16 protein-coding genes and 1 riboswitch are annotated in these 17799 nt (G+C 71.2%); of the genes, 8 read left to right on the forward strand and 8 right to left on the reverse strand.

All coding sequences use genetic code 11. The annotated features are described in order from the left end of the window. Positions 1-23: 23 nt before the first annotated feature. Positions 24-1175: a cytochrome P450 gene (locus AB0395_RS38310; protein ID WP_366289922.1), complete on the forward strand. Its 1152-nt coding sequence runs from the start codon at positions 24-26 to the stop codon at positions 1173-1175. Here the strand turns inward: AB0395_RS38310 and AB0395_RS38315 are convergent. Then, positions 1142-1975: a (2Fe-2S)-binding protein gene (locus tag AB0395_RS38315; RefSeq protein WP_366289925.1), complete on the reverse strand. Its 834-nt coding sequence runs from the start codon at positions 1973-1975 to the stop codon at positions 1142-1144. The two genes, AB0395_RS38310 and AB0395_RS38315, sit on opposite strands and share 34 nt — an antisense overlap. 228 nt (positions 1976-2203) lie before the next feature. Further along, positions 2204-4528: a 5-methyltetrahydropteroyltriglutamate--homocysteine S-methyltransferase gene (gene metE / locus AB0395_RS38320; protein WP_366289928.1), complete on the reverse strand. Its 2325-nt coding sequence runs from the start codon at positions 4526-4528 to the stop codon at positions 2204-2206. Positions 4529-4680: 152 nt separating this feature from the next. Beyond that, positions 4681-4873: riboswitch (cobalamin riboswitch) on the reverse strand. Between the two features lie 211 nt (positions 4874-5084). Here metE and AB0395_RS38325 point away from each other — a divergent pair. Both AB0395_RS38325 and AB0395_RS38330 read left to right on the forward strand, forming a co-directional pair. Next, positions 5085-5732: a hypothetical protein gene (locus tag AB0395_RS38325; protein ID WP_366289931.1), complete on the forward strand. Its 648-nt coding sequence runs from the start codon at positions 5085-5087 to the stop codon at positions 5730-5732. Positions 5733-5869: 137 nt separating this feature from the next. Beyond that, positions 5870-6772 (forward strand): AEC family transporter, encoded by a 903-nt coding sequence (locus AB0395_RS38330; protein ID WP_366289934.1) that lies wholly within the window; start codon positions 5870-5872, stop codon positions 6770-6772. Between the two features lie 26 nt (positions 6773-6798). Here AB0395_RS38330 and AB0395_RS38335 read toward each other — a convergent pair whose 3' ends face one another. Beyond that, the gene (locus tag AB0395_RS38335; protein WP_366289937.1) at positions 6799-8040 is read right to left on the reverse strand and encodes an MFS transporter; all 1242 of its coding nucleotides are present in this window, start codon (positions 8038-8040) and stop codon (positions 6799-6801) included. Between the two features lie 86 nt (positions 8041-8126). Between AB0395_RS38335 and AB0395_RS38340 the strand changes: the two genes are divergently transcribed. Next, on the forward strand, positions 8127-8798 hold the full coding sequence (locus tag AB0395_RS38340; protein WP_366289940.1) for a TetR family transcriptional regulator: 672 nt from the start codon (positions 8127-8129) through the stop codon (positions 8796-8798). Positions 8799-8830: 32 nt separating this feature from the next. Here the strand turns inward: AB0395_RS38340 and AB0395_RS38345 are convergent, their stop codons facing one another. After that, on the reverse strand, positions 8831-9784 hold the full coding sequence (locus tag AB0395_RS38345) for a glucosyl-3-phosphoglycerate synthase (RefSeq protein WP_366289943.1): 954 nt from the start codon (positions 9782-9784) through the stop codon (positions 8831-8833). A 129-nt stretch (positions 9785-9913) separates the two neighbouring features. Between AB0395_RS38345 and AB0395_RS38350 the strand changes: the two genes are divergently transcribed. Next, on the forward strand, positions 9914-11566 hold the full coding sequence (locus AB0395_RS38350; protein ID WP_366289946.1) for a hypothetical protein: 1653 nt from the start codon (positions 9914-9916) through the stop codon (positions 11564-11566). Here AB0395_RS38350 and AB0395_RS38355 read toward each other — a convergent pair. After that, on the reverse strand, positions 11551-12987 hold the full coding sequence (locus tag AB0395_RS38355) for a helix-turn-helix domain-containing protein (RefSeq protein ID WP_366289960.1): 1437 nt from the start codon (positions 12985-12987) through the stop codon (positions 11551-11553). The two genes, AB0395_RS38350 and AB0395_RS38355, sit on opposite strands and share 16 nt — an antisense overlap. 271 nt (positions 12988-13258) lie before the next feature. Here AB0395_RS38355 and aceA point away from each other — a divergent pair, with 271 nt between their 5' ends. Then, complete coding sequence (gene aceA / locus AB0395_RS38360; protein WP_366289948.1) at positions 13259-14551, forward strand: isocitrate lyase; 1293 nt, start codon at positions 13259-13261, stop codon at positions 14549-14551. A 165-nt stretch (positions 14552-14716) separates the two neighbouring features. Here aceA and mihF read toward each other — a convergent pair whose 3' ends face one another. Next, on the reverse strand, positions 14717-15025 hold the full coding sequence (mihF, locus tag AB0395_RS38365) for an integration host factor, actinobacterial type (RefSeq protein WP_366289950.1): 309 nt from the start codon (positions 15023-15025) through the stop codon (positions 14717-14719). A gap of 160 nt (positions 15026-15185) precedes the next feature. Here mihF and AB0395_RS38370 point away from each other — a divergent pair, with 160 nt between their 5' ends. Both AB0395_RS38370 and AB0395_RS38375 read left to right on the forward strand, forming a co-directional pair. Further along, positions 15186-15359, forward strand: coding sequence for a hypothetical protein (locus AB0395_RS38370; protein WP_366289952.1), 174 nt, complete (start codon positions 15186-15188; stop codon positions 15357-15359). Between the two features lie 411 nt (positions 15360-15770). Then, complete coding sequence (locus tag AB0395_RS38375) at positions 15771-16058, forward strand: HU family DNA-binding protein (RefSeq protein ID WP_271217174.1); 288 nt, start codon at positions 15771-15773, stop codon at positions 16056-16058. A 119-nt stretch (positions 16059-16177) separates the two neighbouring features. Here AB0395_RS38375 and AB0395_RS38380 read toward each other — a convergent pair whose 3' ends face one another. Together AB0395_RS38380 and AB0395_RS38385 are read right to left on the reverse strand one after the other, a co-directional pair. Further along, a complete protein-coding gene (locus tag AB0395_RS38380) occupies positions 16178-16993 on the reverse strand; it encodes an ATP-binding cassette domain-containing protein (RefSeq protein WP_366289955.1) in 816 nt (271 codons plus the stop codon). Between the two features lie 80 nt (positions 16994-17073). Then, positions 17074-17736, reverse strand: coding sequence for a hypothetical protein (locus AB0395_RS38385; protein ID WP_366289958.1), 663 nt, complete (start codon positions 17734-17736; stop codon positions 17074-17076). Between the last annotated feature and the right edge of the window lie 63 nt (positions 17737-17799).

Below are 17799 nucleotides of genomic sequence, written 5' to 3' on the forward strand. Positions count from 1 at the left end.
TGTCAGAAGCAGAGTTTCCCCTCATGCAGTTCACGCGCGAAGGCATGGACCCGGTGGCCGAGCTCGGCCGCGTCCGTGCCGAACAGCCTGTCTGCCCGCTGCCCATGCCCGGCGGCTCGACCGCGTGGCTGGTCACCCGCTACGAGGACGTGCGTTCCGTCCTCGGCGACACCGGCAGGTTCAGCAACGACTTCGGCAACGTGACGGCGGCCGGGTCCGTCCAGGAGGACCCCGGCGGCCTCGGTTTTCGCGACCCGCCGGAGCACACCCGGCTGCGCAGACTGCTCACCCCGGAGTTCACCGTACGGCGGCTGCGCAGGCTCGAACCCCGCATCAGGGCCATCGTGGCCGAACACCTCGACGCGATGGAACGGGAGGGCTCCCCGTGCGACCTGGTGCGGTCCTTCGCTCTGCCCATCCCCTCGCTGGTGGTTTGCGAGCTGCTGGGCGTCCCCTACGCCGACCGGACCGACTTCCTACGCCTGAGCACCGACCGGTTCGACCTGTCCGCGGGCCCTGAGGCCTCGCTCCAGGCGGTCAACGACTCGCTGGCCTACCTGACGGACCTGGTCGCCAGACAACGCCGGGCCCCCGGCGACGGCCTGCTCGGCATGCTGCTGCGCGAGCACGGGGACGAGATCGGCGACCGCGAGCTGGCCGGCCTGGCCGACGGGCTGCTCACGGGCGGCCACGACACCAGCACGAGCATGCTCGCCCTGGGCACACTGTGGCTGTTGCGGAACCCGGAGCAGTTCCTCCTGGTCCGCGAAACCGACGACCACATCGACGCTCTGGTCGAGGAGTTGCTGCGCTACCTCACGGTCGTGCAGGTCGCCTTCCCCCGTTTCGCCCGCGAGAACCTGGTCCTGGCGGGACAGCCGATCTCCAAGGGAGACATGGTGCTGTGCTCGCTGACCGGGGCCAACCGTGACCCGGCGCTCGGCCGGGACATCGACAGCGTCGTCCCTGGCCGGGAGGGCCTCTCCCACCTCGCCTTCGGGCACGGCGTCCATCGATGCGTCGGCGCGCCGCTGGCTCAGATGGAGCTGCGCATCGCCTTCCCCGCCCTGCTGCGCCGATTCCCCGCCCTACGCCTCGCCGTACCGGCGGAAGAGGTCGCCTTCAGGAAGATCTCGATCGTCTACGGGGTTGACTCTCTACCCGTCGAGTGGTGATCGCGGCCGGGCCGGGGACGTGCCAGGGCGCAGTCGCCGCACATACCTCCGCCCGGCACACGGTAGTAGAGGCAGCAACTGCGCCTGGCGAAGGAGAGCCGTCCCCGCGTCGGCCCGGCCAGCTCACCGGTGCCTTCGAGCACCCCGAGGGAGAGCAGCCCGCGCCCCAGCGCGACCGCCCTGGCCGCCAGCTCTGGCCGCTGCCCGGCGATCGTGCCGAGCGTCCCGGCCAGGGCCGAGGCCGCGTTCCCCCACAGCAACGCGGGAGCGATCTTCGTGGTCTCCTGTACGGCCAGCGCCAGCGGCTCCAGCAGCCCGGTCACCACGTTGTGGTACAGCGGTTCCACGACCTGGCCCGGCTCGGCGATCTCCCACCCCGGCAGATGGGGAGTCCACAGAGGAAGCGGCCCGGTCGGCTCGGGGCGCCAGTGGACGCGCTCCGGAGTCAGGTCGACGAAGAGGTCGCAGACGACGGCCGCGCCGACGGCCGGTGACCACAACCTCGCGGCCAGGCCCTGAAACAGGATCGAGGCGGCGACCCTGGTCTCCGTCGTGTTCAGGCGTCCCCGGAAGTTCGCGATCATGGCCGTCAGCGCGCCCAGGTCGGTGAACAGAACGCCGAACGGCCGCCAGGCCTGGCCGGTCCGGTCTTCGGGGTCCGTCGAGACCGCAAAGTAGGCACCGATCGTGGACACCTCGGCCATGACGCCGGCGACCAGCCCTGCGGGTGCGGGCCGTGACGCCGGCCAGGCTCCCCTCGGGCCGCCCGGCGCGGGGGCGTCATGCCGAAGGGGCCACATGACGTTCACCATCCTCTCCGTGAGATCCGTCCCCGGGCCCGGCACGTGCCGGGCCCGGGGAGACCACTGTCCCGCTTACTGTCCCGCTTACTGTCCCGCTTTCCGTGTCCGCCCGCGCGTCGTGAACGCTCCCCTCCGCGTCCGCCCGCGCGTCGTGAGCGCTCCCCCACCGGCCGGGAGCCCGGTGAGGGCACAGCGAGGACACAGCGGCGGGCCCGGAGCTGTCCGCTAGCCGATCGCGCCGGTCACCTCGGCTCGAACCTCGCGGGCCGCGGCGACCAGGTTGTCCAGGGACGCACGCACCTCGAGCCACCCCCGGGTCTTCAGGCCACAGTCGGGGTTGACCCACAACCGCTCGGCCGCGATCCCGTCCAGCGCCTTGCGCAGCAGGGACGCGATCTCCTCGACACCCGGGACGCGCGGGGAGTGGATGTCGTAGACCCCAGGCCCGGCCTCCCTGGGATATCCCGCCTCCGCGAGCTCATGGGCGACCTGCATGTGCGAGCGGGCGGCCTCCAGGCTGATCACGTCGGCGTCCAGGTCGTCGATGGCGGCCAGGATCTCACCGAACTCGGCGTAGCACATGTGGGTGTGGATCTGGGTCCGCGCCTGTACTCCGCTCGTGGCCAGCCGGAAGGCCTCGGTGGCCCAGGCCAGGTAGGCGGCCCGGTCGGCGGCGCGCAGCGGCAGGGTCTCGCGCAGCGCGGGCTCGTCGACCTGGATGACGACGGTGCCCGCCGCCTCCAGGTCGGCGACCTCGTCGCGCAACGCCAGAGCCACCTGGCGGGCGGTGTCCGCCTGCGGCTGGTCGTCGCGGACGAAGGACCAGGCCAGCATGGTCACCGGCCCGGTGAGCATGCCCTTGACGGGACGCCCGGTCTGGGACTGGGCGTACGTCGTCCAGCGCAGCGTCATCGGCTCGGGCCTGGAGACGTCCCCGGCGAGGATCGGCGGCCGCACATAGCGGGTGCCGTAGGACTGCACCCAGCCGTGCTGGGTGGCCAGGTACCCGTTGAGCCGCTCGGCGAAGTACTGGACCATGTCGTTGCGCTCCGGCTCGCCGTGCACCAGCACGTCGATGCCCGCCGCCTCCTGGAAGACGAGGACCGAGCGGATCTCTGAGGCGATCCGCTCGTCGTAGGCGGCCTGGTCGATCCGCCCGGCCCGCAGATCCGCGCGGGCCGCCCGTAGCTCGGCGGTCTGTGGGAAGGAGCCGATGGTGGTCGTGGGCAGCGACGGCAGGCCAAGAGCGGCGCGCTGCGCTGCGGCCCGCTCGGGGTAGGGCTGGGGACGGCGCGTGTCCTGCGGGGTGACCGCGGCGCAGCGGGACCGTACGGCAGGATCGCGGGTGAGCGCGGAGGCCGCGCGCGAGGCGAGGTCGGCCCGGTTGGCCGCCAGCTGCCCGGCAACCGCGCCGGTGCCCTCGCTCAGCCCCCGGGCGAGAGTGGCGATCTCGGCCGTCTTCTGCCTGGCGAAGGCGAGCCAGCGGCCGACCTGCGGGTCGATCCCGTGCTCGAGCGCGGTGTCCAGCGGAACGTGCAGCAGCGAGCAGGAGGCCGCCACATCCACCCGGCCCGCCAAGCCGAGGAGGGTGGCGAGGGTGGACAGCGACCTGCCCAGGTCGTTGATCCACACGTTGCGGCCGTCCACGACCCCGGCGATCAGGCGCTTGCCCGGCAGCCCGCCCACCCGGGCCAGGTCGTCCAGGTTCGCCGCGGCCGGGCCGGTGAAGTCCAGCCCCAGGCCCTCGATCGGCGCCTCGGCCAGGACCGGCAGGGCCTCGCCGAGGCGGTCGAAGTAACTCGCGACGAGGATCTTCGGCCGGTCGGCGAGGGTGCCGAGCTCGCGGTAGGCGCGGGCGGCGGCCTCAAGCACGGTCCGGGGCCTGTCCTGGACCAGGGCGGGCTCGTCCAGCTGCACCCACTCGGCTCCGCCGGCCCGCAGGGCGGCGAGCACCTGCGCGTAGACGGGCAGCAGCCGGTCCAGCAGGGTGAGCGGGTCGAAGCCGGGGTCGGCGCCGGGCTCGGGCTTGGCCAGCAGCAGATAGGTGACCGGGCCGACGAGCACGGGACGCGCGGTGTGACCGAGCTCGACGGCCTCACGCAGTTCGCCGACGGGCTTGGTGAGGTCGGCGATGAAGACGGTATCCGGTCCCAGCTCGGGCACCAGGTAGTGGTAGTTGGTGTCGAACCACTTGGTCATCTCCAGCGGGGCGACGTCCCGGGTGCCACGCGCCATGGCGAAGTAGCCGTCCAGGGTGTCGGCCTCGATGGCGGCCCGGTGGCGTCCGGGGATGGCCCCGACCATGACGCTGGTGTCCAGCACATGGTCATACAGCGAGAAGTCCCCGGTGGGAACCTCCCGCACGCCCGCGTCCGCCAGCTGCCGCCAGTTGCCGCGGCGCAGCCTGGCCGCGACGTCGCGCAGCTCTTCGGCGGTGACGCGACCGGCCCAGTAGCCCTCGATCGCCTTCTTCAGCTCACGGTCCGGTCCCTGGCGCGGATAGCCGTGGACGGTGGCGATCGATGAGGGGGTGGCGGAAGTCTCAGCCACGAAACTCTCCTTCGCGAGTCATGGAGGACCCCGGTGCTCCCGAGAGGCGCGAAGGAACGGCTGACCGGCGGGCACGTCGTGCCCGCCCGCACCGCGACCCGCCCTCGAGGTCACCGAAGTCACCGCGTACGTGGTCGCGCGCGGGCAGTGGCAGGTCTTCGGACTCGCGGGCACGCCATGGCGTTCTTCGCGCCTTGGCATCTACTGGCCGTCGCTTCCCCGATCCGGTGTCCGGATCCAGTGCGTATGACGGCGGTCGTTCCCACTCACCGCTGCGGGGCAGTCCCGGAATTGGCGAGCTCGCGAGCCAAACAGGCGAGCGCTGCCGCACCGGGTTCCCTCTTACGACGCGCCTGCCTGGCGGGCAGGGCGAACCGACTGCGGGTCCAGCCTAGGCGCATTCCGCGCCCCGGGCGACAGGAACTCCGTGTGGCGGTGCCATACGAACCGACGCGAAGCCGTACGAAACGGCGCGAAATGGCCGGTGCCGTCCCGAAGGCGGCTCCTCCTCCCCGGCGGCGTCGAACCATCACGCGGCGGGATACGTGGTGAGAGCATGTTGAGGCATCGAGTTCTCACCGTTCTCCTGCTGCTGGCCGCGACCGTCGTGATCACCCCCGGTACGGCATGCGCCTGCAGTTGCGCTCCGCTGGGACCTGCGGAGCAGGTCGGCAGGGCAGCCGCCGTCTTCACCGGGACGGTGGTCTCCGCCCGCCCGGCCAAGGGCGATCCGCTCGGCCCCAGGCCGCCGATCATCTACACCTTCAGGGCCGACCAGGTCTACAAGGGCAGGGCCGACGCCGAGTACCAGGTGGCCACCAACGCCGACAGCGCGGCCTGTGGCTACGGCTTCACCGTCGGTTCCCGTTACCTGGTCCTCGCCTCGGATGAGAAGACGGGCCTGTTCGACACCGACCCGGGCGTCCCGCTGCACACGGCGTTGTGCGACGGCAACCTGGCGGTCCGCGCCGGTGAGGGGCCGTTGCACGCGCAGGACGCGATCCAGAACGGGGAGCCGCTCTCCGCCGGACTCCTGTCCGCGCTCGGTACGGCCACCCGTCCCCGCCCCACCTCCTCTCCCGCCGCGACCCCCGTCTCCTCCCCCTCCGCGGCGATCTCCCCGTGGCTCTACGCGGTCGGAGCGGCGGCGCTCCTCGCTCTCGCCTTCGCCGGATGGCGGCTGTCCGGGAAACGCCGGATGTGAGGTTCCGTTCTCCGGCCGCCGAGTACGGCACAGCGCGCGGCCGGAGGAGTGCCGGCGGAACCCCCGGCTCCCGGATGTCAAGATCGGCCAGATACGCTCGAAGCCTGCCGGCACGAGGAGTCTGCGATGGCCCCCCATTGATCGCGGCCTTCGTCCCGATCTGGGTGCTGACGTTGCTCGGCTTCGTCGCCGGGCGGTTCCGGCTGCTGGGCGCGGAGGCCGACCGGGTTCTCGGTGGGTTCGTCTTCCATCTCGCGATGCCGGCCGCGCTGTTCTCCATCCTCAGCAGGACCCGGCTGTCGTTCAGCGGGCCCGCGCTGGGCGCCTTCGCCGCCAGCACCGTCGTGACCATGGCCCTGGGCTTCGCGCTGAGCCGCCACGTTCTCGGCAGGAAGCCCGGCGAGGCCACGATCGGCGCGATGGCCGCGGGCTACGTGAACTCCGCCAATCTCGGCATCCCGGTCACGCTGCAGGTGCTCGGCGACGCCACCTTCCTGACCGGGGTCCTGCTCTTCCAGCTTCTGGTGATCACTCCGGTCGTGCTCGTGGCCTTGGACCGGAGCGCGGAGCGCGGGCTCAGGCCCGCCCGGCTGGCGAGCCTGCCGCTGCGCAACCCGGTGATCCTCGGCCTGGCCGCGGGTGTGCTCTGCTCCGTGCTCGGCTGGCGCCCGCCACCGTTGATCGCCGAACCGCTGGCCCTGCTCGGCGGCGCGGCCGTACCCGCCGCGCTGGTCGCGCTCGGCCTCTCGCTGACCGTGCGCGGCCCCGACCTGACGGGCGAACGGACCGAGGTGCTCGCGCTGTCGGCCATGAAACTGCTGGCCCAGCCGCTGCTGGCCTACCTGTTCGGGCTGCTGGCGCGGCTGAGCCGCGCCGAACTGCTCGCGGTGGTCGTCTGCGCGGCCTTGCCGACCGCGCAGAACGCCTACGTCTACGCCCGCGAGTACGGCCAGGCCGACTCGGTCGCCCGCGGAACCGTGATCACCGGCACCGCGCTGTCGATGCTCACCCTTGCGGCGATCGGCTGGCTGCTGGGGTAAGCGGCGCCTTGGCCATGGCGAGCGATTCACGAACCGGTCACCCGGCCGGTGTGTGTCGCGGCCAGCAGGGCCAGTACGCCGAGGAGCAGGATCCCGGCCAGGCCGTACATCAGCGCACCGAAGCCGCCCGTGATGAAGGCCGTGGCGAGTTGCGGGCCGAGGCTCCCGCCGAGGAACAGGGAGAAGGTGAACAGGGCCAGCGCCGTACCGCGCGCCTGCCCGGCGATCACGCCGATGTTCTCGTTCAGCGCGGGGGCGCCCGCGGCGACGCCGAGCACGTAGACGGCCAGGAGCAGGGCGAGGCCGACCAGGCCAGGGCGGATCACCGCGACGGCGGCGAGTGCGAGGGCCGCGAGCGCGAGCAGGTACGCCGCGCGCCGGGAGGCGGCGATCCTGCCGAGCAGCGGCGTCAGCAGCGGAACGACGATCATGGACGGCAGGCCGCTGATTCGCAGGGCCATCAGCGCGTCGGGGGAACCAGCGACGCCCACGGGACCGCCGAGCTGCAGTCCGGTGTACACCGCGACGAACGTGGCCAGGATGGTGACCGTCGCGGCGTAGCGGAGCAGCAGCGCGGGAGTCGCCAGCAGGGCGGGCACCGCGCGGTAGGCGGACAGGAACGAACCGGAGAGCTCGCGCGAGGGGTCGGGCAGCATCACCGCGGCCGCGGCGACGGCAGCCACCGCGAACGCCACAGCGGAGATCAGGAAGATGCCGCGCCAGCCCACAATCGGGCCCAGCGCCTGAGCCACGACCTGGAACAGCACGGCCGCGGCCAGGAACCCGCTCGTCACGGTGGCCAGCGCGACCATCCGGTGGCGCGGCTCGATCCGCTCCGCCATGTAGGCCATCGCGGCGGGCGGGAAGATCGCCACGGTGACCCCCTGCAGCACCCGGAACGCGATCGCGATCTCGGGTCCCGGGGCCACGGCGACCAGGGCCGTGGCCACCGCCGCGATCGGCAGGCCGAGGCAGATCAGGCGCTTACGCCCGTACCGGTCGGAGAGCGGGCCGAACAGCAGGAACCCGGCGGCGTATCCGACGCCGAACGCGGTCACGAGCCAGGTGAGACCGCTCTGCGGGGTCTGCCATCCGGCCGCCATGCCGTGCAGCAGCGGGATCACCACATAGAGCTGACCGCTGGACAGCACGGCGGTCAGTGTGAAGACCGCGAGGGTGCGCCAGAGCGGCGCGCGCCTCTGGGGAAGGGCCTGTGGGAGAGAGGCAGGGGGTGCCGTGAGAGACGGCGCGGGGGAGATGTCGCTCATGGCAGGACCGTAACCAACTATCTAGTTGGAAGTCAACCAACCGGTTGGTAGAGACAACCAACTGGTTGGTCCACTACACTTGCGCCATGTCGAAGGAAGCCACGAGGGACGCGCTCCTCACCGCCGCCCGCAGCGAATTCGCCGCCTACGGGATCGCCGGCGCCAGGGTTGACCGGATCGCCGAGCGCGCCGGGGTCAACAAGGAGCGCATCTACGGATACTTCGGCAGCAAGGAGAAGCTGTTCGACCAGGTGATGGAGTCCGTCCTCGACGAGATGGCCGAGGTCGTCGCCATGCCCGGCGACGACCCCATCGACTACGTCGGCAAGATCCACGACTTCTACCTCGCCAACCCCGAGCTGACCCGGCTGCTGATGTGGGAGTCGCTGCACTATCGCGAGGACGCCCTGGAAGGACAGCACCGGCGGATCGCCCGATGCGCAGCGAAGGCCGAGTCGCTCGCCGCGGGCCTGGGACGCGAACCGTCCCCCGAGGTCTCACGCACGATGATGACCCTGATCGGGCTGGCCGCATGGCCGATGGTCATGCCCAGGCTCGGCCGCATCGTCGTGGGTGAGGAGTTCGGCACCGAGGAGGGGCACCGGCGGATGCGCGAGCACCTGGTCGACTTCGTGCGCACCGCCCTGAACCACGCCCCGCCCGGCGCCGCCGACGGTGAAACCAGGGAGAACACCGACGGTGAACCCGGCGGGAACGCCGAACCCGTCTCGGGCCGGGGCACGGCGCGCGAGGTGTGACAGGGCCCGCTCCGATCGGCCTCCTCCACGGGTCAGTCTCCGGTATGGCGGCGCCCGTCGACGGTGACCATCGGGGGGCGTTCGGCGACGGCCACGTCGCGCACGGTCACCTGGTGCCCGTCCGCGCCCCTGCGGAACTGGGCGAGACGGGGAGAGGGCGTGTGCAGCGAGACCATCTTGTTGTGGCGTTCGAGGCGCGACCACGAGGTCTGCAGGATCTGGGCGGCCATCCCGCCGAGCGCCTCCGTCGACTGGTGGGAGTGGACACGGCGGCCCAGGTCGACCTGGGCGAGGGAGTCGAGCCCGACGAGCTCGAGCAGGTCGACCAGCAGAGCCAGCTCGACCCCGTAACCGGTGACGAAGGGGATCCGCTCCAGCACGGAGCGCCGTCCGGCGTACTCACCGGCGAGGGGCTGCACGAACCCGGCGAGCTGTGGCCAGTGCAGGTTGAGCAGGGGCCGCGCGACCAGCTCGGTGACCCGCCCTCCCCCGCTCTGCACGTTCTGCAGCGGCCGGTCGTAGCAGCCCTTGACGTAGACCACGCCGGAGTCGTCGAGCAGCGGGCCGAGCAGCCCGGTCACGAACGAGGTGCGGAACTCGCGCAGGTCCGCGTCGACGAAGACCAGCAGGTCGCCGGAGGTCACCGCGAGGGACTTCCACAGCGCCTCCCCCTTGCCGTCCAGCGGTTTCAGGTCCGGCAGGATCTCGTCCTGCGCGACCACCCTCGCTCCGGCCTGCGCGGCGCGCGCGGCGGTCTCGTCGACGGATCGGGAGTCGATGACCACGATCTCGTCGACGAGCGGGGCCTCCTCCATCAGGTCGCGCCGGATCGCCGCGACGATCTCCCCGACCGTCTCCGCCTCGTCGCGTGCCGGCAGCACGACGCTGATCGTGCTGTTTCCCTTGGCCCGCAGCAACCACGGCAACGGCCAGTCATCCGACGACGAGGTGCGCCTGCCCAGCCATGCCTCCACTTCAGGCAGCACAGCCCATCCTTCCCCGCACCTCGGAAATCACGGGTATCACCCTATGCGGCTCTGATTCTCGGCGAGTACGGGCTCTCGTACCCGTCACGTAGTGGGAAGATCGGCTCAAAGCAGCGAGGAGGGGCGGGTATGGACCCGGTGGCCGTGATGAGGGCGGCGCGCACCGTCCGTGACGAGCTGGACCGCATGCCCGGCGACACCTCGGCGGAGCTTCGCGACCGGCTCGACCTGCTGCTCGCCGAGGAAGGTGGACAGCCGCCCGGCCCGCTGGCCGAGGCCGTCACCTCGCTTCTGTCCCAGTACGGCCCCGCGTGGGAGCGGTTCTGCCTGCTGCTCGGCCAGGAGGGGCCCGCCCCTGGCGAGCTCACGCCGGAGCGGTCCGCCCCTGCCGAGCGTGCGCCGGAGCGCGGCCCCTCGGTGATCGGCAGGCTGACCGGGGCCTTCCGGAGGCGGCGTAGGGAGGGCGGGGAGCGTCCCGCGGCCTCGGGCGGCCAGGAGCCGCGGCTCCTGCCGCTCGTCGAGGCACCCGGCGAGGTCGTCGCGGGCTGGGGCGCCGAGGTCGAGGTCGGCCTGACGGCGGAGGAGGCGTCCGGTGGCCAGGCCGCGCCGTACGCCGCTCACGAGCCCGTCGACCTGAACATCCAGATCATCGCCGAGGGGTTCGAGGCGCCGGGCGGGTGGCGGGTGCGGCTGCGCGTGGACGAGGCCTCGCCGTACCCCAGGGCGCAGGTCGGCCTGGTCGCCCTGGCACAGGAGCAGCCGGTCACCGCCAGGCAGATCCAGGTGATCCACGCGGTGCGCGGCCAGGTGACCGGCTTCGGCGTGCGCGCGCTCGCGGTCCTCGACTCCCCCGGCCTGCTCGGCCAGGAGAACGCCCCGCATCCGGTCGCGGGCACCCCGGTACGGCTGGCGGGCACCGGGGAGGCGCCGGACGTCACGGCGGTCGTCGTGCACGGCGACCGGCCGGGGCGGCTGTGGTGGGCCTACCAGTCTCCGCACTTCGTCACCCCCGACCAGGCGGAGGCCTGCGAGCTCGGCATGCGGGTCTCGGAGTTCGGGCGACGCCTGGCCGAGCAGTCCCTCCCCCTCGAGGAGGTGGGAGGGCAGGTCACGGCGCGGATACCCGCGGGCTTCTGGGAGCTGCTGAACGCGGTCGCGGGGCGAATCGCCCCGCGGCGCCCGAGCGTGCTGATCCTGTCCCAGGAACCGCACGTCCCGTGGGAGCTGGCCACGCTGGAGCATCCGTTCGACCGGTCCCTGCCCGGCTTCCTGAACTGCCAGACGGTGATGGGGCGCTGGCCGCTCGGCGGGCGCCGTCCCGAGCTGCCGCCGCCCGTGCGGGCGGGCGGCTCCGGCATGGCGGTCGTGTACGGCGGGCCGCACCCGCACCCGCTGGTCTCCGCCTTCGGCGCCAGGCAGGTGAGCCCCGCGCTGGGCGACGTCCTGGCGCTGCTCGGCGACCCGCCGGACGTGGTCCACTTCGCCACCGGCGGTCCGGCGCCCGAGTCCCTCGGCCGCGGCATGGGGGGTGGCTCGTTCGTCTTCCTGGACGAGCCCGGCGACTGCCAGCCGTTCCTGCTCGCGGGCGCGAGCGGGGCCGTCGCCCCGTTCAGGCCCGTCGGCGACGGCCTGGTCGAGGAGTTCTACCGCCGCGCCCTGGGCGGCGAACCGCCCGCCGAGGTGCTGCGGTCCCTGCGCTGCATGGCCCCGGCGACCGCGCCCGCCTACCAGTTCTTCGGCCACCCCGCGCTCACGCTGGCCCGGGATCACCCGACGGCGTGACGCTCCAGGAAGGTGTAGACGTCGGCCTCGTCCACACCGGGGAAGGATCCGGGCGGCAGCGCGGCCAGGACGTGGGAGTTGCCGCGCGCCGACGGCCAGGCGTAGCCCTCCCAGCGCTGGGTCAGCTCGGCGGGCGGCCGGCGGCAGCAGTCGCCGGTCGGGCACCCCGACCTGGTGCGGTTGGTGGTCTCCCTGCCGCGGAACCAGCGCGACTCCCGGTACGGCACGCCGAGGGTGATGGCGAAGTCCCTCTCCCGTGAGGGGTCCACGTGGGCGACGCAGAAGTAGGTGCCGGTCGGCGAGTCGGAGTACTGGTAGAAGACCGAGAACCTGTCCGGGGAGCGGAAGACCTGCCGCCCCGACCACTGCAGGCACATCCGCTGCCCCTCGATCGCCCCCTGCTCGTCCGCCGGAAAGACGATGCCGTCGTTCTCGTACGCCTTGAAGATGATCCCGCCCGCGTCGTTGCGGACGAAGTGGCAGGTCAGGTCCAGGAAGTGGGTCGCGAGGTTGGTGAAGCGGTGCGCGGCCATCTCGTAGGAGACGGCGAACACATCCCTGAGGTCCTCGACGCTGAGCGCCCGGTCCTGCTTCGCCTCCCTGAGGTACGGCACGGCGGTGGCCTCGGGCACCAGCACGGCGGCGGCGAAGTAGTTGGCCTCGGTCCGCTGCCGGAGGAAGTCGGCGAAGTCACGGGGCTTGTGGTGGCCGAGGGCGAGGTGGCCGAGGGTCTGCAGCAGGATCGTCCTGGGGGTGTGCATACCGAGCTGCTCGTGCTTGACGTAGATGCGCCGGTTGCGAAGGTCGGTGATGGAACGCACCGTTCGAGGCAGGTCCTGGACCGTCTGCACCGTGTAGCCGAAATGGGTGACCAGGGCCTGGACGGTGCTCTGCGACAGCGCGCCGGTACGGTAGCCGACCGCGGAGAGCGCCTCGGCCGCCGCCTTCTCGATCTCCTCGAAGTAGTTGCCCCGCTCGCGCTGCATGCGGCGCAGCTCGGCGTTGGCGACGCGCGCCTCCTCCGGGGTCGCGGTGCCCTTGGCCTGGCGTGAGCGCAGCTCACCGTAGAGGCCGAGGATGTGTTCGAGCACGTCGTTGGGGACGCGGGCGGAGACCTTCAGCCTGGCGAGGCCGAGCCCGGCGTACAGCGGGTCGCGCTGGGCCTCCTCGAGCGCCATCTCCAGCTGCGCCCTCCTGTTGGGCGCCTGACGGCGCAGCAGTTCCTCGACGGGGACGTTGAGCGCGGCGGCGAGGGACTTCAGCAGCGACAGCTTGGGCTCACGCTTGCCGTTCTCGAGCAGCGAGAGCTGGCTCGGCGCGCGGCTGACGCGTTCGCCGAGGTCGGAGAGGGTGAGGCCGCGCTGCTTGCGCAGGTGTCTTAAGCGCTGGCCGAACGCGATGAGATCGAGCTCCTGCGTCAAGGACAGCGGTTCTTCACCGACCAACGATGCCATAGCACGATGCTAAACGAAATTTCGAGGGATATTTCAAGCACCCCCGGAGTCCGTGACCGACACGACTCGGATTGGTCTAGTCCATAGCGAAAACTATGAATTTCTTCTGCCCCGAATACCGACAACTGTTCCCGTTGAGAGAAAAAACGTCGTTCTTTCGTGGAGATCGACCTTGTTTGCCCCTTTCGTCCGGGCACACACTCGAACCAAGGCACCCAGGGGACGACAAGGAGTCACGATGAACGATCGCCTCAAGGGAGCCGCAGACGAGCTGCGGCGGGAGTGGCAGACCAACCCTCGATGGGTGGGAACCGAGCGGACCTATACGGCCGAAGACGTGGTTCGACTCCGGGGATCCATCCAGGAGGAGCACACTCTCGCCCGGCTCGGTGCCGAACGACTGTGGGATCTGTTGAACACCGAGGACTACGTGCACGCCCTCGGCGCGCTGACCGGAAACCAGGCCGTGCAGCAGGTCAAGGCGGGCCTGAAAGCGATCTACCTGTCCGGCTGGCAGGTCGCCGCCGACGCGAACCTGGGCGGGCAGACCTACCCCGACCAGAGCCTCTACCCGGCCAACTCCGTCCCCGCTGTGGTGCGTCGCATCAACAACGCGCTGCTGCGCGCCGACCAGATCACCTGGTCGGAGGGCGAGCAGGCCGCCCCCCACTGGCTGGCCCCGATCGTGGCCGACGCGGAGGCGGGTTTCGGCGGCGTGCTCAACGCCTTCGAGCTGATGAAGGGCATGATCACGGCGGGTGCCGCGGGCGTGCACTGGGAGGACCAGCTCGCCTCGGAGAAGAAGTGCGGCCACCTGGGCGGAAAGGTGCTCATCCCGACCAGCCAGCACATCAAGACGCTCAACGCGGCCCGCCTCGCGGCCGACGTCGCGGGTGTCCCCTCTGTGATCATCGCGCGGACCGACGCACAGGCCGCGACACTCCTGACCACCGACGTCGACCCCCGCGACCGGGCCTTCACCACCGGCGACCGCACGGCGGAGGGCTTCTACCGCGTCCGCAACGGCGTCGCCTCCTGCATCTCGCGCGGCCTCGCCTACGCCCCCTACTCCGACCTGCTGTGGATGGAGACCTCGACCCCGGACCTGGACGTCGCCCGCGAGTTCGCCGAGGCCGTCAAGGCCGAGTATCCCGACCAGATGCTCGCCTACAACTGCTCGCCCTCCTTCAACTGGAAGAAGCACCTGGACGACTCGACCATCGCCAAGTTCCAGCGTGAGCTCGGACACATGGGCTACAAGTTCCAGTTCATCACGCTGGCGGGCTTCCACTCGCTCAACTACTCGATGTTCGACCTGGCAAAGGGATATGCCGAGGAGGGCATGACCGCCTACGTCGAACTTCAGGAGGCAGAGTTCTCCGCGGAACCCCGCGGCTACACCGCGACCCGCCACCAGCGCGAGGTCGGCACCGGATACTTCGACCTGGTCAGCACGGCCGTCGCGCCGGACTCCTCAACCACTGCGCTCAGGGGCTCCACGGAAGAGGAGCAGTTCGAAACGGCTCACTAACCCTTCGGACAGAGCTCGCCCGGATGCTTCCAGGGCATGGGACCGCTCCCCGGGCGAGCTCGACGACCAGGTCGTAGAAGGCCCCGCCGTACGGATCTCCCCTCTCCGTACGGCGGGGCCTTTCTCCGTCGGCCGTCTTCTGGCCGGTCAGGCGCGCTCCCGGCCTCAGCTCGTGACAGCCTGAATCAGCTTGCGCCGCTGCTGGGCTCCCAGGCCGCCGAGACGGCGAGTCTCGTCGACCTCGGCCCGCTCCATGAGCTGGGCGGCCTTCACGTTGCCGATCCCCGGCAGGGCGCGCAGCGCCTGCGAGACCTTGATGCGCCTGGCAATCTCGTCGTCGCGGTCGAGCAACTGCTCAAGACTTATCGACCCGGCCTTGACCTCGGCCAGGAGCTTGGCCCGAGCGATACGGGTCTCGGCGGCCTTGGCGAGGGCGGCCTGACGCTGTTCGGGGGTTAGCTTGGGCAGAGCCATGTTGATTTCTCCCTGATTACTTGGATTATGACGGTCTGTTACCCGGAGCGCACCCGCTAATCATCGCCAGGGAAGGAGAAACCGCGCAGCTTACGGGGGCCATCACGATATGCCCGGTTAGTTACCCCGGCCTTACCTGACTGTTCGTAGCCTCGATTCCATGGGGATCTGGCAAGGGCCGGACGGCATCGAGGTCGAGGCGGTCGTGCTCAACGACCGTCCATGCCTGCGCGTGACCAGGCGGATCGGGGAACGGCGGGTTCTGCTGGCGTACTGCCTCGACGTACGCGAGGTCGGCGAGCACGTCGACCTGGCCAAACTCGTCGCGACCTAGGAACGGCCCATGACTCGCAGGGAAACAGGGGGCGCGGGACCCTGTCATGCGGGATGATCAATTTTGGGTCACGGCCACGTCCGATCCGGTATCGGTGTGAACTTTCGCGGCTCGTGGGACGTCCGAGTAGTAGGAGGCCCGAATGGAAGTTCTGGACGGCCTCGTCGACGAAGACCTCCGCCTGGAGCTCATCCTCGTCGAGGCCCTGTACCGGGAAGCGGAACGACTGGCCGCCCAGTCCGACCACTGAACGGTCCCCAGATGCCTGCCGCCTCACGGGAGACGGCAGGCATTGCCCCCACTCCCGGCGGGCGGAGAGGACCTCTCCTCCGAACGGACCGCTCCCCTTCCACACCGGGCAGGGCGGGACGGGACTCGATGAACACCTCGGCGATGCCGTTAACTGTCTTCATGAACAAGCGCGAGCTGATCGAGAAGGCCGCGGCCGAGGCGGGACTCAGCAGGAGGCAGACCGCTGCGGCCCTGGAGGCGATCCTGGGAACCATCCAGACAGCCGTCGCGGCCGAGGACAAGGTCGCGATCCCCGGTTTCGGATCCTTCGAGATCGTCCACAAGCCTGCACGGACCGGACGCAACCCGCAGACCGGCGAACCCCTGGAGATCGCCGAGACCTGGACTGCCAGGTTCAAGCCGAGCCCCGGGTTCATGGGCCTCATCCGCCAGCGCAAGAAGGACTGACCAGCCCCGGGCTCACCCGGGACCGGCCGCGCCTGTCCACGCCTGTCCGCGCCTGTCCGCGCCCGCCCACCGTCCGGGGCCGTCCACGGTGGGCGGGCGCGGACGCCGTACAGAACCGCTCAGCCGCGCACGGCCATGGCCGACCAGCGCCCGTCGTGACGGCCGATCCGCAACGGCCTGCCGAAGCAGCCGGACAGGTTCTCCTCCGTCAGGACCTCCGCGACCGGCCCCGACGCGTGGACGCGGGAGTCGCGCATCAGCAGGGCGTGGGTGGTGGTCGCGGGCACCTCCTCCAGATGGTGGGTGACCGTGACCGTGGTCAGCGCAGGGCGGGTCTCGGCGAGATCCTCGACCGCGGTGATCAGGTCCTCCCTCGCGGGCAGGTCGAGCCCGGCGAAGGGCTCGTCCAGCAGCAGGACCACCGGATCGGCCATCAGCGCCCTGGCGATCCGCACCCTGGCCCGCTCCCCCTGCGAGCAGACCCGGAAAAGCCGGTCCGCGAGCTCCTTGCATCCCATGTCCGCCAGCAACCGGTGGGCGCGATCGTGCTCCTCCTGCCGGTACCGGTCCCAGAGCGGGGCACTCGTCCCGGTGTGACCGGTCAGAACAACCGTGTGAGCGGTCGCCCCCTCCTCCTCGAGCAACTCCTCGTCGACAAGCCGCTGGCTGGCGGCGACCAGACCGATGTGGCGGCGAAGCTCACGCAGGTCGACACGGCCGAGCCGCTGGCCGAGCACGGTGACACCGCCCTCCGTCGGGTGCCGTACGGCTGCCGCCAGCGAAAGGAGCGTGGTCTTGCCCGCCCCGTTCGGCCCGAGCACCACCCAGTGCTCGCCATATCCGACCCGCCAGTCGACCTCGGCCAGCAGCGTCCTGCCGACCACACGGACCCCGACACCATTCAGCTCAACCGCACCGGGCGCGAGCTCGCCCATAGGTCTCCCCCTCCGACTCGACATGCGCCGATCACCCTAACGGACGCGGCGCCGCGCCCTCCTTCCCCCCGGCGCCCGGGTCAATCTCCGAGCTGTAGTGAGGGGCCCGCGCTGGGCGAGGGCGCGGGGGTGGCCGACGACGCGGACACGGCCGGCGACGGGCCGGTGCTCTCGCCGTCTCCGGTCTGCGGGATCTGGGTGAAGGAAGGCTTGGGGTTGCCGGGCGTCGCCGGGCAGTCCTTCCCGCCCTTCGCCGTCGTGTCCGCGCAAGGCTGTGGCTCGTCCTCGCCGGACGGGTTCTCCGCTCCCTGCGGAGCGTGCGGGGGATGCGGGTGCTCTGGCCGGGGTTCCTCGTACTCGCCGTTCACCTCGGGGACCGAGACGGTGCGGGTCGCGGTGACCAGGACCGTGGCGGGTGTGATCGGCGTCGTCGTGCCCCTTGGCACCGCCCGTGGTCCCACGCCCCGCGGGATCGTCTCCCTCGGGGAACGCCCGCCCACGGTCTCGTGGATCGGGGCCACGGCCGGCGTCTGGCCCCGCACCTCGGGGTCGGCGTGCAGGCGAGCCCCGCCCCTGGCCGCGGCGATGACCGTCATGGCCGCCATGGCGATTGTGGCGAGCGCCGCGAACCCCGCCTGCGACAGATGCGCCCGCCGGTGCGCCGCCCTGCGGGAGACCCTGGCCGGAACGGAGGGCTCGTCGTCGAGCGGATGGGGGAAGCGGTCACCGGCCGGCTCCCGCATCGGCCTCCCCGCGGCGGGGGGGGGGGGCCGGGGGGGGGGGGGGGGGGGCGGCCCGCGGGGCGG

The organism is Streptosporangium sp. NPDC051023, from assembly GCF_040689595.1.
Taxonomy (GTDB): Bacteria; Actinomycetota; Actinomycetes; order Streptosporangiales; family Streptosporangiaceae; genus Streptosporangium.